The sequence below is a fragment of the Frankia sp. ACN1ag genome (assembly GCF_001414035.1).
GTDB classification, from domain to species: Bacteria; Actinomycetota; Actinomycetes; order Frankiales; family Frankiaceae; genus Frankia; species Frankia torreyi.
On sequence record NZ_LJPA01000022.1, the window covers coordinates 1,118 to 15,432 of the forward strand.

Annotated in this window: 15 protein-coding genes and 5 pseudogenes; 15 read left to right on the top strand and 5 right to left on the bottom strand. The window is 72.2% G+C overall.

Going from position 1 to position 14,315, the window contains the following annotated elements:
• The coding region (locus tag UK82_RS38735; RefSeq protein WP_236706170.1) for an HNH endonuclease signature motif containing protein at positions 1-120 on the top strand (120 nt) is incomplete at both ends.
• Positions 121-415: 295 nt separating this feature from the next.
• Here the strand turns inward: UK82_RS38735 and UK82_RS19480 are convergent.
• Positions 416-1,480, bottom strand: a complete 1,065-nt coding sequence (locus UK82_RS19480; protein WP_055408586.1) for an NADP-dependent oxidoreductase — start codon at positions 1,478-1,480, stop codon at positions 416-418.
• Positions 1,481-1,753: 273 nt separating this feature from the next.
• Between UK82_RS19480 and UK82_RS41575 the strand changes: the two are divergent.
• The 4 genes and pseudogenes from UK82_RS41575 to UK82_RS19490 all read left to right on the top strand — a co-directional run.
• Positions 1,754-1,870 (top strand): annotated as a pseudogene (locus UK82_RS41575) (pyridoxamine 5-phosphate oxidase); the annotation flags it as partial.
• Between the two features lies 1 nt (position 1,871).
• Positions 1,872-1,926: pseudogene (locus UK82_RS41580) on the top strand (hypothetical protein); the annotation flags it as partial.
• A gap of 1 nt (position 1,927) precedes the next feature.
• Positions 1,928-2,377, top strand: a pseudogene (locus UK82_RS19485) (pyridoxamine 5'-phosphate oxidase family protein); the annotation flags it as partial.
• A complete protein-coding gene (locus tag UK82_RS19490) occupies positions 2,367-2,756 on the top strand; it encodes a hypothetical protein (RefSeq protein ID WP_044887605.1) in 390 nt (129 codons plus the stop codon). The pseudogene UK82_RS19485 and the gene UK82_RS19490, both read left to right, overlap by 11 nt.
• Before the next feature lie 93 nt (positions 2,757-2,849).
• Here UK82_RS19490 and UK82_RS19495 read toward each other — a convergent pair whose 3' ends face one another.
• A complete protein-coding gene (locus tag UK82_RS19495) occupies positions 2,850-3,347 on the bottom strand; it encodes a DinB family protein (RefSeq protein WP_044887604.1) in 498 nt (165 codons plus the stop codon).
• Positions 3,348-3,395: 48 nt separating this feature from the next.
• Positions 3,396-4,214, bottom strand: coding sequence for a nucleoside phosphorylase (locus tag UK82_RS19500; protein ID WP_370657148.1), 819 nt, complete (start codon positions 4,212-4,214; stop codon positions 3,396-3,398).
• A gap of 158 nt (positions 4,215-4,372) precedes the next feature.
• Between UK82_RS19500 and UK82_RS19505 the strand changes: the two genes are divergently transcribed.
• On the top strand, positions 4,373-5,038 hold the full coding sequence (locus UK82_RS19505) for a SigE family RNA polymerase sigma factor (protein ID WP_055408591.1): 666 nt from the start codon (positions 4,373-4,375) through the stop codon (positions 5,036-5,038).
• Positions 5,035-5,988: a hypothetical protein gene (locus UK82_RS19510; protein ID WP_128423383.1), complete on the top strand. Its 954-nt coding sequence runs from the start codon at positions 5,035-5,037 to the stop codon at positions 5,986-5,988. Before UK82_RS19505 ends, UK82_RS19510 begins: the two co-directional genes overlap by 4 nt.
• Before the next feature lie 200 nt (positions 5,989-6,188).
• Here UK82_RS19510 and UK82_RS19515 read toward each other — a convergent pair whose 3' ends face one another.
• Together UK82_RS19515 and UK82_RS19520 are read right to left on the bottom strand one after the other, a co-directional pair.
• Complete coding sequence (locus UK82_RS19515; RefSeq protein WP_055408593.1) at positions 6,189-7,628, bottom strand: NAD(P)/FAD-dependent oxidoreductase; 1,440 nt, start codon at positions 7,626-7,628, stop codon at positions 6,189-6,191.
• Between the two features lie 183 nt (positions 7,629-7,811).
• Positions 7,812-8,300 (bottom strand): MarR family winged helix-turn-helix transcriptional regulator, encoded by a 489-nt coding sequence (locus UK82_RS19520; protein WP_052681402.1) that lies wholly within the window; start codon positions 8,298-8,300, stop codon positions 7,812-7,814.
• 135 nt (positions 8,301-8,435) lie between these two features.
• Here UK82_RS19520 and UK82_RS19525 point away from each other — a divergent pair, with 135 nt between their 5' ends.
• From UK82_RS19525 to UK82_RS38750, 8 genes and pseudogenes are all read left to right on the top strand, one after another.
• Positions 8,436-9,047 (top strand): NAD(P)-dependent oxidoreductase, encoded by a 612-nt coding sequence (locus tag UK82_RS19525; protein ID WP_044887600.1) that lies wholly within the window; start codon positions 8,436-8,438, stop codon positions 9,045-9,047.
• Between the two features lie 151 nt (positions 9,048-9,198).
• Complete coding sequence (locus UK82_RS19530; RefSeq protein ID WP_201784222.1) at positions 9,199-9,966, top strand: TetR/AcrR family transcriptional regulator; 768 nt, start codon at positions 9,199-9,201, stop codon at positions 9,964-9,966.
• 278 nt (positions 9,967-10,244) lie between these two features.
• Positions 10,245-10,439 (top strand): ferredoxin, encoded by a 195-nt coding sequence (locus UK82_RS19535; RefSeq protein ID WP_044887599.1) that lies wholly within the window; start codon positions 10,245-10,247, stop codon positions 10,437-10,439.
• The gene (locus tag UK82_RS19540) at positions 10,436-11,740 is read left to right on the top strand and encodes an NAD(P)/FAD-dependent oxidoreductase (protein WP_055408596.1); all 1,305 of its coding nucleotides are present in this window, start codon (positions 10,436-10,438) and stop codon (positions 11,738-11,740) included. The genes UK82_RS19535 and UK82_RS19540 overlap by 4 nt, the downstream gene beginning before the upstream one ends.
• A gap of 44 nt (positions 11,741-11,784) precedes the next feature.
• Positions 11,785-12,721 (top strand): NAD(P)-dependent oxidoreductase (locus tag UK82_RS19545; protein WP_396230599.1); only part of this gene is annotated, 937 nt, incomplete at its 3' end.
• Between the two features lies 1 nt (position 12,722).
• Positions 12,723-13,086 (top strand): annotated as a pseudogene (locus tag UK82_RS38745) (carboxymuconolactone decarboxylase family protein); the annotation flags it as partial.
• Positions 13,086-14,117 (top strand): cytochrome P450 (locus tag UK82_RS19550; protein ID WP_236706152.1); only part of this gene is annotated, 1,032 nt, incomplete at its 3' end. The pseudogene UK82_RS38745 and the gene UK82_RS19550, both read left to right, overlap by 1 nt.
• Before the next feature lies 1 nt (position 14,118).
• Positions 14,119-14,303, top strand: a pseudogene (locus UK82_RS38750) (cytochrome P450); the annotation flags it as partial.
• Positions 14,304-14,315: the final 12 nt, after the last annotated feature.

Sequence of the window (14,315 nt, forward strand, 5' to 3'; positions counted from 1 at the left end):
GTCCCCCCACACCTACGCCGCGCCCTCGCCGCCCGCGACCGAGGCTGCACCTTCCCCGGCTGCGACCGCCCACCCTCCTGGTGCGAAGCACACCACGTCATCCACTGGACACACGGCGGGNTCACCGCCCTNCACAACCTCGTCCTGCTCTGCGGCCACCACCACCGCCAGGTCCACCACNACGGCTGGACCATCNNCTTCACCGACNNCGGACACCCCGCCTACATCCCACCCTGGCGCATCGACCCGGCGCAACGCCCACGCCAAAACCCCTACACCCACCCACCCGACCTTCTCGCCAGCATCACCTGACCGGCGGTCGCCCGCGCCGACAGACGGCCGCGAAGACCTGGCGCCATCGCAAGATCTCCGCAGCCATCAGCCGATCACGACTGCCTCCCGAGCACCGGAGGTCTCACTCGTCCCGAGGTGACAGGTCGGCCTTGTCGTCCGGCTGCCCGACAACCCGGACGAGGACGCGGCCGGTGAACGCGCCGCGCAGCAGGTCGACGAAGGCATGCGGCGCGTTCTCGATCCCATCCACGATGGTCTCGTCGAGTCGCAGCCGGCCCGCTGCCAGCCAAGGGCCGATCTCCTGTTCGGCCTCGGCGCGGCGGTCCGCGAAGTCGGCGGTGCGTAGGCCCCGCAGGGTAAGCCGGTTGGCGATGGCATAGCCCAGGTCCAGGGTCGCCTCCTCGCCGTCGGCGCGGCCGGGCCGCGGGCCGTTCTGGCGATCGAGCAGCCCGCACAGCACCGCCCGGCCGTGCGGGCGCAGCAGGCGGACCGCGGCGGCGAGCTGCGCGCCGCCGGTGTTGTCGAAGTAGACGTCGATGCCGTCCGGGGCGAGTGCGCCCAGCCGCTCGAGGACGGGGCCGTCCCGGTGGTCGAAGGCCGCGTCGAAGCCGAGCGTCCCGGTCACGTGGGCGACCTTGGCCGGTGACCCCGCGCTGCCGATGACCCGGCCGGCACCGCGCAGCCGGGCGATCTGACCGGCGAGGCCGCCGACCGCCCCGGCCGCACCGGACACGAAGACGGTGTCGCCGGGACGCAGCTCGCCCGCGACGACCAGCCCAGCCCAGGCGGTCAGCAGCGGCGCCAGATACGCGGTCGGGCTCGGGAGGACGGCGGTGTCGACCCGTCGCAGCGCCGCCGCGTCGGCGACGGCGAACTCCCGCCAGCCGAGCTGGTGACAGACCTCGTCGCCGACGGCGAAATCGGGGTCGGTGCTGGCGACGACCTCACCGAGGGCCGCCCCCGGCACGACGTCGCCGGGCGCGAGCCGGGGCAGCGGCAGGCCAACGTCACCGAGGAACAGTCGGGCGGCGGCGTCGAGGGCGAACAGGGTGGTGCGGACGACGACCTGACCAGGCCGCGCGGTCGGCACCGCGGCCAGCTCCACGCGGAAGTCCTCCGGCGTCGGAAGCCCGGTCGGATGCGCGGCGAGACACACCTGCCGGCCGACGGCCGGCGTCGACGGCACGGGCGGGGAGACCCGCGGCGAAACGGCGGTCGACGGCGAAGCGACGGTCGACGAGGAGGCAGTGGTGGACGAGGAGGCACTCATGCCGGCGACGGTAGGAGTTGCCGTAGGCGTCAAGGTCAAGCCCGCCACGCGGAGAAACTGCCCCGTCTGTCTCCGCCGCCCCCCGTAGAGGGCGGGAGTCCCGGTCGCGTGCATCGACCGCGCACGCCGGGTTTCATCGGGGCGGGGCTTCGGCCGCCTCGCCCAGTTCCCACCGGAGGGAGATCGGACATGACGATTCCGACCGAGGATTCCGCCGCGGGTCCCAACGGGGACTTATCCGGCCGACGCGGTGGCGAGGGTCAACCGCCCGGCGGCCCCCTGACCGACGAACACCGCCGGTTCCTCNCCGCGCATGCGCGTGGCTTCCTGATCGTGACCGGTGCGGACGGCGGGCCGATCGGNTACCCGATGACCGTCCGGTGGTGCGAGGGCACGCTGGAGTTCAACACCTACCGCAGGAGCGCGAAGGTCATCCATCTGCGGCGCGACGGCAGGGTGTGCGTGGTCGTGGTGCCCCGTGACCGGGCCGCCGATCGGCGGGTGCTCAGCGTCTGGGGACGCGTGCAGCCCGGTGAGGGAAGCATCGAGCACTGGATGCACGGCGACGGCGAGGATTCGGCGCCGGGCCTGTCCGCTCCCGCCCGCCCCCTGATGCCCCAGGCCACGCCTTCTCACGCCGCGACTCCGCCTGTCGTGACCCCGCAGCCCGCGACCCCGCACGTCGTGACACCACCCCACGTCGTCGCCAGGGTCCGGGAAAGACTGCTCGACGGCAGACGGATCATCATCCGGGTGACCCCGCTCACGGCCCTGTTCATGCACGCGACGGAAGGACCGGACGATGCCGGCTGAGCGTCGCCGGCGGATCGCGATGGGCGACGAGCAGCTCTCGGCGTTCCTCGACGGTTCCGCGGAGATGGTCGTCGCGTATGTGAACGCGGACGGTTGGCCGGTCGGCACCCTGGCCGGCGCCGAGCGGCACGGGGAGGAGATCACGGTCGAGTTCACCGATCCGACCGGGACCGCCACCGGGATCGGCGTCGGCGAGGCGGTGTGCTGCGTCGCCGAGGAGGGGGTCAGGTACGACGAGATCCGGGGCGCGATCGTGCGCGGCGAGGTGACCGTGGCCGCGACCGTGGCCGGCCGGCACCGTTGGACCGTCCGGGAGCGGCACACCAGCAGCTTCGACTTCGCGGCCCTGGCCGACCCCGGGCCGGGCGACGCCGGCTGATCCTCCCGATGCGTCAATCCAGGGGGCGACGCGTCAGCTCGGGGGCCCATGCGTCCACCCAGGGGCTGGCGCGTCAGCTCGGGGAACGGCGCGTCAGCCCAGGCCGGCCCGGACGATGTCGCCGTCGTGATGGTGGCACTCGTGCAGCGCGCTGCGGGCCACCAGGGCGATCTCGACGACCCGCCCGTCGAGGTCGATCGTCCGGCGCGCCAGGTCCGCGTCGAGCCGCTCCATCGTCTCGCGCAGGCGGGCGACCCGGCGTGCGAACTGGCCGAGGAGATCGTCCAGGTCGCCGTGACGGTAGTCCGCGGCCGCCACCGACGCGTCGGGGTCGACGGCCGGAATCACCGGGGTCTGCTCGGCGGTGGCCCGTTCGATCAGCCAACGATGGAAGGCCATCGCTTCGCGCAGGTGCCCGAGGTACTCGATCGGCGACCAGACCCTCGGTCCCGGGCGGTGCCGCACCACGTCCGGGGGCAGGGCCAGCAGATGCTCGGCGATCCTCGCGGCGACCGGGCCGAGATCGGCGGCGACCTGCCCGACCCCGACGGCGGACGCGTCGAAGTCGCACTCGCTGCACACCTGCTCCACCGTCAACCCCTCCTCGGTCCACGTGCGCTCGGTCCACGTGCGCTCGCTTCAGGAAACCGCCTCGGCACGGCCGAGTTCCACGCAGGTCTCGGCGGCGAGCCGGAACAGGCGCGCGCGGGTGGACAGCGCCTGCTGCCAGTCCCGCGACGCCCAGACCGGACCCGCCAACGAGTCTCCGGCGTAGAGGAGCTGCGCGAACCGCACCCCGCGGAACCGGGCGACCGCAAAAAAGGCGGCGGCTTCCATCTCCACCGTAAGGCAGCCCTCCGCGCGCCGGGCCTCGACCTTGGCCGGCGTCTCCCGGTAGATCGCGTCGGTCGTCCAGGTCTTGCCGCGGACGAACGGCACCCCGTGCCGGGTCAGCACCGCCTCGGCCGCCGCCACTCCGGCGGGATCGGCGCTCACCTCGCGGCTGGGCGGCTGGTAGTGGAACGAGGTTCCCTCGTCACGGACGGCCCGGTCGGGGACGATGACCTGCCCGAGCACATGGGAGTCGACCAGCGACCCCGCCCCGCCGCAGGCCACCAGCGTCCGGGCACCCAGGACGATGGCCTCCTCCATGAATCCCGCGCACAGCGGTGCGCCGATGCCCGGCTGGAACACGGCGATCGGCGTCCCCTCCAGGATCACCTCGTAGACGGGATGCCGGCCGTGCTCGCCGACGAGTTCGGTCAGCACCCGAGCCTGATGGGTCTCCACCAGGGCATCGACGACCTCCCCGAAGAAACACAGCACCGCGAGTTGCGGCAGCCGGACACCCGCCTTCTCCCGGCCCCGGCCCGCGAACGGCCGGACCATGCCCGCGGGAGAGGGATCGAACTCGACCAACGGAAGCGACGCGTTATCCGAGATCTCCACCCGGATCATTCTGGCAGGCCCGTGTATGGCGCGTCGCCGCCCATATCCGTGATCATTCCTGGCGGGATCGCGCCTGATTCGCGCCTCGACACTCGATCCGTCAACCCGATCCGTCAACCCGATACGGTCCGGCGGGCCTCTGAAGGAAGGAGAGGGAAGGAGGTCCGATGGATGAGGAGCGAGACGTCGAGTTCCGGGCGTACTTCGCCAGCCGGCTTCCGGCGCTGCTGCGCCTGGCGTACCTGCTCACCGGGAATGCAGCCGACGCCGAGGACCTGGCCCAGACCGCGCTCGCCCGGGCCTTCGTCGCCTGGGACCGTGTGCGGACCAGCGACGCCCCGGACGCCTACGTCCGGCGCATCCTCATCAACGCTCACAGTCGCCGGTTCCGCCGCCGGCGGGTCGGCGAGACGTTGATGTCCGATGTGCCCGACGGCGTCCCTCATCCCGGCGGGCTGGCCGGGGTCGAGGACCGGGTCGGGCTGGCCGCGGCGTTGGCCGTGCTGCCGACGCGGCAGCGCGCCGTGGTGGTGCTGCGCTACTGCGAGGACCTGCTTGAGGCGCAGGTCGCGGAGATCCTCGGCTGCTCGGTGGGAACGGTGAAGACCCACGCGTCGCGGGGGCTGGCCCGGTTGCGGGCCGACCCCGCGTTGCAGGAGTTCGTGGCGGCGGCGTCCCTGTCGTCCTCGACTCCGGCGGCCTCGACTCCGGCGGCGGCGTCGTCTCCAATCCCGTCTCCACTTCCGACCGCCGCGCCCGAGTCCCGGCCGGCGCGAAGCCGCCAGGAATCTCCGAGCGGCCAGGGCACCCGCGGACGGGAGGGTTTGGCATGAGACATCAGGACGAGGACCCGATGGCGCACGGTCTGCGCGAGGCAGCCCGCAGCGTCGTCGTACGCCCCACGGACGATCTGTGGAGCGGGGTGGAGACGCGGGTGCCGCGGGAACGGCGCCGGCGCCGGGCCAGGCGGATCGTCCCCGCCGCCGTGCTGGTCATCGCGGCGGCGGGCGTCACTACCGGGGTGAGTGCGCTGGGGAACGGCGGTGGGATGTCGGTGACTCCCGCCCAGCTTCCCTCTCCCGCGTCGGTTCCGCATGCGGTGACCCTCACCCCGACCCAGGCCGAGGATGTGATCATGCACTGCGAATACCTGACGCCGGAGCGTCGGCGGTCCGATCCGCTGGAATCCAGGCTGCGGCTGGTGGCCGCCGTCGAGGACGGGACCGGGGTGAGCGTGCTGCTCGCCGCGAGGATCACCGCTCCCGTCCCCGGCCTGGGGCTCGGCACCTACCTGGGGATCTGCACCGTCCCGCGGACCGGCTCCGGGGGCCTGGACCTGGCCGCGGTCAACGGCGGCTCCACCGGACTCATGCCCGATCCGCCCCGCGGCGTGATCGACGTGAACGCCATCAACGTCGCCCCCGTCGCCGGCCGGCCGGCCGCGACGGACCGGCGGAGCCTCGTCGAAACGGCCGGGCGGGTCGGCCCCGCCGTCACCCGCCTGACGGCGACCACCGTCGGCGGGCAGGTCCTCGAGGTGCCGGTGCACGACGGGTACTTCGTGTACCGCACGGTGCGGGACGACACCGGCGCCCCACCCCGCCGCTCGCCGGAATTCGGTCGCATCGGCGGTGACCTGTCCAGGTCCTTTGACGACTGGGCCCAGCCGGACGGCCGCGACCAACGCACCCGGGACTACGACCACTGGTGGCAGGGCCGGCGCATCGTCCTGCGCGCCTTCGACCGCGACGGGAAGCTGCTCGGCGAGGCCTACGGCGGCTGAGCGCAGCGGTCTGGTGACGGTCGCTGCGGCCGTGCAGACGATGCTGCTGTGCAGACGATGCGGCCAGCATCCGTGCGAGGGGGAGCGAGTTCCTGGTTGGCGTACCTCGTTGACGTTCCGAGAGCACCAGAACTATCGGACTGGACGGCGTCTTGCCCGGTGACGGCATCGAGACCGGCGGCCGGAGAGGCATCGCATGATCACACCGCCGATTCCGCGGGCCTGGTCGACGACTCCCAGTCCTCTCGGCTTGGGCCGTCGAAACCGGGTGTGAAGTCGGGGTGCTGCTCCAGCCAGCGGGCCACTCGGCTACGCACCTCCGCGGTGCCCAACGCCTGGTCCTCGGGCAGAAGAAGATGGCGGACCTGGGCACGGGCGCGCATGACCACAGGGTCATCGAGAGCGCAGGCGGCCAGGGCGGCCTTCTCCCGGAGCGGCGCGGTAGAAGCCACCGGCGCGGCGGCCAGGGCGGTGAACCGGGCTCCTCCGGCCCGGTCAGCTTCCACCTGGATGTCGAACCAGGGACGCAGAACCCGCAACGCCCAGCGGTGGTGAGCCGTGGTGAACACCGACGGGTCCGTGGAAACCGACGGGTCCGTGGAAACAGCGTCGGCGTGCTGTGCCACCCACTGCCCGGCCCGCAGAGCCAGCGCCACCCCCTGGCCGAGGGTGGGATTGGTGTGGGTGACCGCGTCCCCGATACCGACCAGCCCGGTGACCACGGGGCCGTCCTGGTCAACCAGAGCCGTCCACCGATTGTCCAGGCCGGCCATCGCATAAACATCCGAGGTCGCCTGGGGGTGCAGCGCCATCCATGCGGCGACCGCGGGGAACCTGCGCGCGACCGCGTCGAACACCTCGGGGTCCCCCAAGGCCCCACGGGTCGGGTCGGTACCAGACAGCGTCAGCGCCACCGCGAAGGTCCCGTTGTCCGAAGGGAACACCCCCGCGGCAGCGAAGGCCGACGCGGAGCCGGCCGGGACCCGCCCAGGATGCTGCGGCCCCTCGGCACGCAGCCGATACCAGCGGCAGAAGTAGGCGATCCCGGTGCGGTGGTTGTCCACCACCGCAGCCCGGCAACCAGCCTCCGCCAGCCACCCGGTCACCGGGGAACGCCGCCCTGCCGCATCCACCACGAGATCGGCCATGCCCACCCCCGACGCCGAGCGCACCCCGATCACCTGGGGAACCTCCGGCCCGTCGGCGAAGACCAGGTTGTCGACGGCTTCGCCGCGGCGCAGCTCGATCCCCGGCTGACGTTCCACCGCGTGGTGCAGGGCGGTCTCCAGCACGATGCGCCGCGTCTGCACCGTCACCAGGTCCTCGTCTCCCGGCCGGGCCGGTGGCCGTTCGGGGAACCAGTCGAGCTCGTTACGCTCACGCGCCCCCATCCGCAGCATCGCCGCGTACACATCCGGCGCCTCAGCGCGCAGCACATCACGGACCGGGGCCAGCAGACCATGCGGCTGGATCGCCTGCGGCACCGCCGGACGCCGCCAGCCGAAAAAATCCTCCTCGAGATCGGTGCCCGGCCGATACCGGTCCCGCTCGAAAAGCGTCACCACATGGCCCCGACGTCCCAGGAACAAGGCGGTGGCCAGGCCACCGATCCCCCCACCGATAATCGCAACCCGCGTCACTGTGGCCCGCCAACCGTGGGGCGGACGAATCGCGCCCCAGGAAGTGCTTACCAGAGTCCCACGAATCCAGCGGAAGAAAACGAATATGGCAAGGTTGTGCGCGGGGTGCGGAGCGCGGGGTGCGGAGCGCGGGGTGCGGAGCGCGGGGTGCGGTGGTCGTCGCCGGCAGGCGACGCAGCTTGCTCAGGGCTCGCGGGGGACGGCTGAGGCGGCCGCCCGGCACGTGAACTGGCTCGGGTCTGCCCCCGCCTTGGCGAGCAGCGCGTAGAGGTGTTGCTGATCGTCCGGGGAGAGGCGGGCGAGCGGGGAGCCCGCCGTGAAGGCCTGCACGAGCTGCGCGCGCACTTCGACGCCTCTGCGAGTCAGACTGATGATCTTCTGTCGGCGATCCGTCGGTGCCGGTCGCCGTCGGATCAGGCCGCGCTGTTCCAGTCGGTCCGTCAGGAACGTCACGGTGGACGGGTCACAGTTCAGCGTTGCCGCCAGCGCGCGCATCGAGGGCGGCGGCCCGTCGGGATCCAGCCGCCACAGCGCGCCGGCGAGCGCCTCGGTGAGATCGAGTTCCTTCACCAGGTCCGCGGCAAGCTCGCCGGTCGCGGCCGCGAGGGTGACGACCTGCTTGACGACGGCGTGGATCAACGAGTCGTCGGAATGCCCGCCGGCGTCGCCCACCCGCCGACACTACAGGGAGCATCCAAACTACAGGGACCGTCCAAAACTTGACGACTCCAAGCACCTCTCAGATACTTGGAGTCTCAAACTATTCTCGGCGGTTTCGTCAACACCGTTGATTACGGGAGGATCAGCATGCATCTGACGGTCTTCGGTGGCACCGGACACACCGGGCGACACGTGCTCGACCAAGCGCTGGCGCAGGGCCACACGGTCACCGCGCTCGCCCGTGACCCCCGCGCTCTCGCCGCCCACGAACGCCTGCGGCCGGTGGCCGGTGACGTCCGCGACGCGGATGTCGTGAAGCAGGTCATCGCCGGCAGCGACGCCGTGCTCAGCGCGCTGGGCCAGCGCCGGTGGGGCAGCACGGTCTGCACGGACGGGATGCGCACCATCCTGCCGGCGATGCAGGACCATGGCGTGCGGCGCCTGATCGCCGTCAGCGGCTACGGCGTGGCCGACAGCCGTCACCGCAATCTCTACGTCGCCATCGCCCGGGTCGCGATCAGATCCCTGATGCGCGACAAGGAGGGAATGGAGGAGCTCATCAGGGCGAGCGCTACCACCTGGACCATTGTGCGACCGGCCCTGCTCACCGGTGGTCCGCACACCGGTGACTACCGCACGGGCAGCGACCTGCGCCTGACGATCACCTCCAGGGTCTCCTACGCCGACGTCGCCGACTTCATGCTCGCCAGTCTCACCCGGGACGACCACGCCTGCCGCGCCGTCGCCATCACCTCGTAGCCGGCCGGCAGGAGGGTCGACAATCACGGGGAATTCGCCGCCCCCGGTGAGGACCTGGCCACAGGTACGCCGATGCCCCGAATGCTGACGTCGCGCATTCTCGAAGTGTCCAACGGCGTGCGACGTAGGCTCTGGGCGGAGGTGGTGACCGGTGGCGACCGCGCGGTCCCCGAGTGGCGGGCCGGGCGGCTCGGGCGGCTCGGGTAGGGCGCGCAGCCTGCGGGGGCAGGGTGAGCAGCTTCGCCGGGAGATCCTGGCCGCGGTGAACCGCCTGCTGGTGGAGTGGGGCAGCGCCGAGAAACTGACCATGCGCGCGGTCGCCAAGGAGGTCGGGGTCGCGGCACCGAGCATTTACCTGCATTTTCCCGACAAGGCGGGGCTGGTCTGGGCGGCGTTGTCCGACAAGTACGACGACCTGGTCGCGAGCATGGTGCGGGCGGACGCGGCCAGCGACGGCACCGATCCCCGCGAGCCGCTGCGGGCGCAGACGCATGCCTACTGCCGGTTCGCGCTGAACAACCCCGGGCACTACCGGCTCATGTTCGAGGTGCCGCAGCCGACGGTCGAGGTCGAGAGGATCAGCGAGCACCCGGCCCACGGCGTCTCGGCCAGCCTCCGCGCCGGATTCCGGCGCTGCCAGAAGACCGGGTATGCGCTGTCCCTGCCGGTGGAGCAGGCGGCGCAGACGCTGTGGGCGGGGCTGCACGGCATGGTGACGCTCCACCACAGCCTCTTCCACGACGAGTCGACGGAGAACCTGACGCTGCAGCTCGCCGACGGTCTGCTTGACTCCCTCGTCGCGAGCACGCCGGGCGCCTCGCCGCCGTTCCGGTCCGCTCCCCCGGAAACCGCCGCCTCCCGCCACATCAGGGCCATTCTGGCTGGAAATGTGGACCGTCCCGGCGACGGAAATTCATGAGCCGGCACGCTTGACCTGAATGAACGGGCCGGACGTTCCGACGGCCATTCCAGCAATGACCTGAACGAGGGCAGACACACCGACACAGAACGGTCGATGTCCGACCGAAGCATAAATATCGCGCTTAGTTGCACACGGTTTGCCTACACCTGGAGGCGTGGATACAGTCTGACTTAACTTAGTTAGGTGACCGGGGTCGACAGGTGACCGAGACCACGAAATCTGCCAGTCCCCCGGTCNGCACAGCCCCCAGGAAAGGGCTTGCCCGGAGGTTTCCCATGAAGATTTCCGTCGATGTCGACAAGTGCTGCGGCGCGGGCCAGTGCGTGCTCGCCGCCCCCGACGTCTTCGATCAGCGCGACGAGGACGGCATCGTGATCCTGCTCGACGCCAACCCGCCGGCCGACCAGTACGACAACGTGCGCAAGGCCGCCGCGGTCTGCCCGGCGGCCGCCATCGAGGTGCAGGAGTGACCGCGCCGGCTCTGGCCCGGGTCGCCGTCGTCGGCGCCTCGGCCGCCGGTCTGAGCGTCGCGGAGGGACTGCGGCGCGACGGTTACACCGGGCGGCTGACGCTCATCGGCGACGAACCCCACCTTCCCTACGACCGGCCCCCGCTGTCCAAGCAGCTCCTGTCCGGCGCGTGGGACGCCGACCGCCTGCGGTTGCGCAGCGCCGAGGCGCTCGACGCGCTCGGGCTCGACCTGCGGCTGGGCGCCGCGGCCGTCGCCCTGGACACCGAGGCGCGCGAGGTCGCCCTGGCCGACGGCGACCGGGTCGGCTACGACGCTCTCGTCGTGGCCACCGGGGTCGCCGCCCGTCGGCTGCCGGGCACCGACGGCGTCGCCGGCGTGCACGTCCTGCGCACGCTGGAGGACGCGCTCGACCTGCGCGGGGAACTGCGGCCCGGACGCCGGCTGGTGATCGTCGGCGCCGGTTTCGTCGGCGCCGAGGCGGCCGCCGTCGCCCGGGAGGCCGGCGCCGAGGTCACCATGGTGACCGATGCGGCGGTGCCGCTGGCCGACGCGCTCGGCCCCGACCTGGGCGCCATGCTCTCCCAGGTCCACGCCGAGCACGGGGTGCGGATCGTTCCCGGCGTCCTCGTCGACGCCGTCCTGACCGAGGGTGGCCGGGCCAGCGGGGTGCGGCTGGCCGACGGCCGGACCATCGAGGCCGACGCCGTGCTGGTCGGTATCGGCGCCCGCCCCAACACCGGCTGGCTCGCGGCGAGCGGCGTCCCCGTCGGGGACGGGGTGGAGTGCGATGCCACCCTCCACGCCGGTTCGGGCGTGTGGGCGGCGGGCGACGTCGCCTCGTGGCCGCACCCGCGCACCGGTGAGCGCGTGCGCATCGAGCACCGCACGAACGCCGCCGAGCAGGGCCTGGCCGTCGCCCACAACATCCTCGCCGGGCCGGACCACGCGACCCCCTTCGATCCGGTCCCGTACGTCTGGTCCGACCAGTACGACCTGAAGATCCAGGTCTACGGCCAGCTCCGGGGCTACAACCAGGTACGGGTCGTCGAGGGCAGCCTCGCCGAGCGCCGGCTGACGGCCCTCTACGGCCGCGACGGCCGGGTCTGCGGCGCCGCCGGCGTCACCATGCCCCGGGCCACGCGCAGGTACCGGCTGCTGGTCGCCGAGCAGGCCCCATGGCCGAGCACGGCCGACCTCGCCCCGCCCCCCAGCGCACGCCAGGCCCCCAGCGCACGCCAGGCCCCCAGCGCAGGCTCAGCCGCCAGCGGCGGACCGGCGCTCAGTGGAAGGGACGCATGATGTCGGAGACGAAGACGCTGCGGGCCGGCGTGGTGGGCCTGGGGATGATCGGCGGCGGGGTCGCCGTCAGCATGGCCCGGCGCGGCCGGGTTCCCGCGGTCCATGACGTGCGGCCGGGCGCGTCGGCTGGCCTGCCCGGTGTCGGCGACCCGCTGGGCTCGCCCGCGGAGGTGGCGAGGACCAGCGACGTCGTGATGGTCGCCGTCGTCACCGCCGACCAGGCCCGCGACGTCGTCGGCGGGGAGAACGGGCTGCTGGCGGGCGCCCATCCGGGGCTGACGATCGTCCTGCTGTCCACCGTCGCGTTGCCGGTCGTCCACGAGCTGGCGGCGTTGTGCGCCGGGCGTGGGGTGGGCTTCCTGGACTGCGGGGTGACCCCCGGCGACCGGGCGGCCGACCATGGCATGGTCGCCATCGTCGGCGGGGACGAGTCCACGGTGGAGGCCGCGCGGCCCGTGTTGGACGACTGGGCGAGGCGCGTCGTGCACTGCGGTCCGCTCGGCGCCGGGATGGCTACGAAGATCGCCCGTAATGTCGTCACCTACGGAAGCTGGCGCGCCGTGTTCGAGGCGACGAACCTCGCACGCGCCGCGGGCGTGCATCCCGCCCGGCTCGCCGAGGTCATCGACACTGCCGATCCCGAGGGCCACACCCTGCTCGCCCTGCTGCGGCTGCGCGGCGACGACGACGCACTGCCCGAGGCGGCCGGACGGAAGATCCAGCCGCTGATGACCAAGGACCTCGACGCCGCCCGCGACCTCGCGGCCACCCTGGACGTCGACGTGCCCCTGGTCGAGGTGGCCCGGACCCACGCCGACCAGACCCTCGACCTGCACGACCCGCAGGACCCGCAGGACCCGCAGGACCGGGACGACCACGACGACCGGGACGACCGGGACGACCGCGACCACCGCGACCACCGGAACGCCGCCGCCGAGCCCGGCGACCATTTTGCCGACGGCCTGCACCGGTACGGCCTGGNGATGATGGATCACGTCTACGGCCCCGGCTTCAGCGCCGGCGTGCAGGGCGCGCACGACCCCTTCACCGACGAGACGGTGGACTACCTGTTCGCCCGGGTCTGGGCCCGGCCCGGGCTGTCCGTGCGCGACCGCCGGCTGCTCACCCTCGGCGTCGCGGCGACCGTCGGCCGTCCCGAACTCGTCCGGATCATCGCCACCGGCGGGCTGGTCAACGACGAGCTCACGCCCGACCAGCTGCGCGAGGCCGTCCTGCACCTGGCCGTCTATACCGGCTGGTGCAAGGCCACCGCCACCCACGCCGGCGTCACCGCCGCCGTCGAGGCCCACACCGCCGTCGAGGCCCACACCGCGAAGGAGCAGTGATGACGACGCAGCACCTCATCGATCAGCCCATCGCCCGCGACCCCGCCCACCCCCTCGACCCGCCCGCGCCCTACACCGAGCTGCGCGAGAACCACCCCGTGGTCAGGACGCGCTTCCCCAACGGCTCCACCGGCTGGCTGGTCACCCGCTTCGAGGAGGGCAGCCAGGTCTTCAGCGATCCCCGCTTCAGCGCGAAGCGCCGCCGCCACGACGCCCCCGAGGGCGAGCAGGCCGAGACCGGTGACGACGCGCCGTTCGACGCGGGCTTCGTGATGATGGACGAGCCCGACCACGGCACCTACCGGCGCCTGCTCACCGCCCGCTTCACCCCCAAGGCGGTGCAGACCAGGCTCCAGCCCTACCTGGACCGGATCGTCGCCGAGCATCTCGACGCCATCGCCGCCGGACCCGAGACCTTCGACTTCGTCCAGGCCATGTCGCTGCCCATTCCCTGCCTGGTGATCTGCGAACTGCTCGGCGTCCCCTACGCCGACCGCGACGGCTTCCACCACGCCACCGAGGTGATGATGGACATGGGCATCAGCCGCGCCGCACGCGACCGTGGGGCCCACTGGCTGGTCGACTACATCACCGCGCTGGTCGCGGACAAGCGCCGCACCGGCGACGCCGAGGGCATCCTCGCCGAACTGATCGGCAAGGCGGACGACGAGGGGTCGATCCTCACCGAACGCCAGCTCGTCGGCCTCGGCGTGCTGCTGCTGTTCGCCGGGCACGACACCACGGCCGCCATGATGGGCCTGTCCACGCTCACCCTGCTCACCCATCCCGAGCAGCGCCGCGACCTGACCGAACACCCGGAGCGGATCGGGACCGCGGTCGAGGAGCTCATGCGCTACCTGACCATCGTCCAGTTCGGCCTCGGCCGGGTCGCCGAGGAGGACCTGGAGCTCGGCGGCGCCCACATCGGCAAGGGCGAGCTGGTCGTGGTCGCCATGAACGCCGCCAACCGCGACCCCCGCGTGTTCGACAACCCCGACGCCCTCGACCTCGACCGCACCATGGTCCGCCATNTGGGCTTCGGCTACGGCGTCCACGCCTGCCTCGGCCAGAACGTCGCCCGCGCGGAACTGAGGACCGTCCTGCCCGCGCTTTTCCAACGCTTCCCCGACCTGCGCCTCGCCACCCCGTTGCAGGAGGTCCCGATGGACTTCACCGGCACCAACTACGGCGTGCGCCAGCTCATGGTCACCCGCTGAGCAGCACGACGG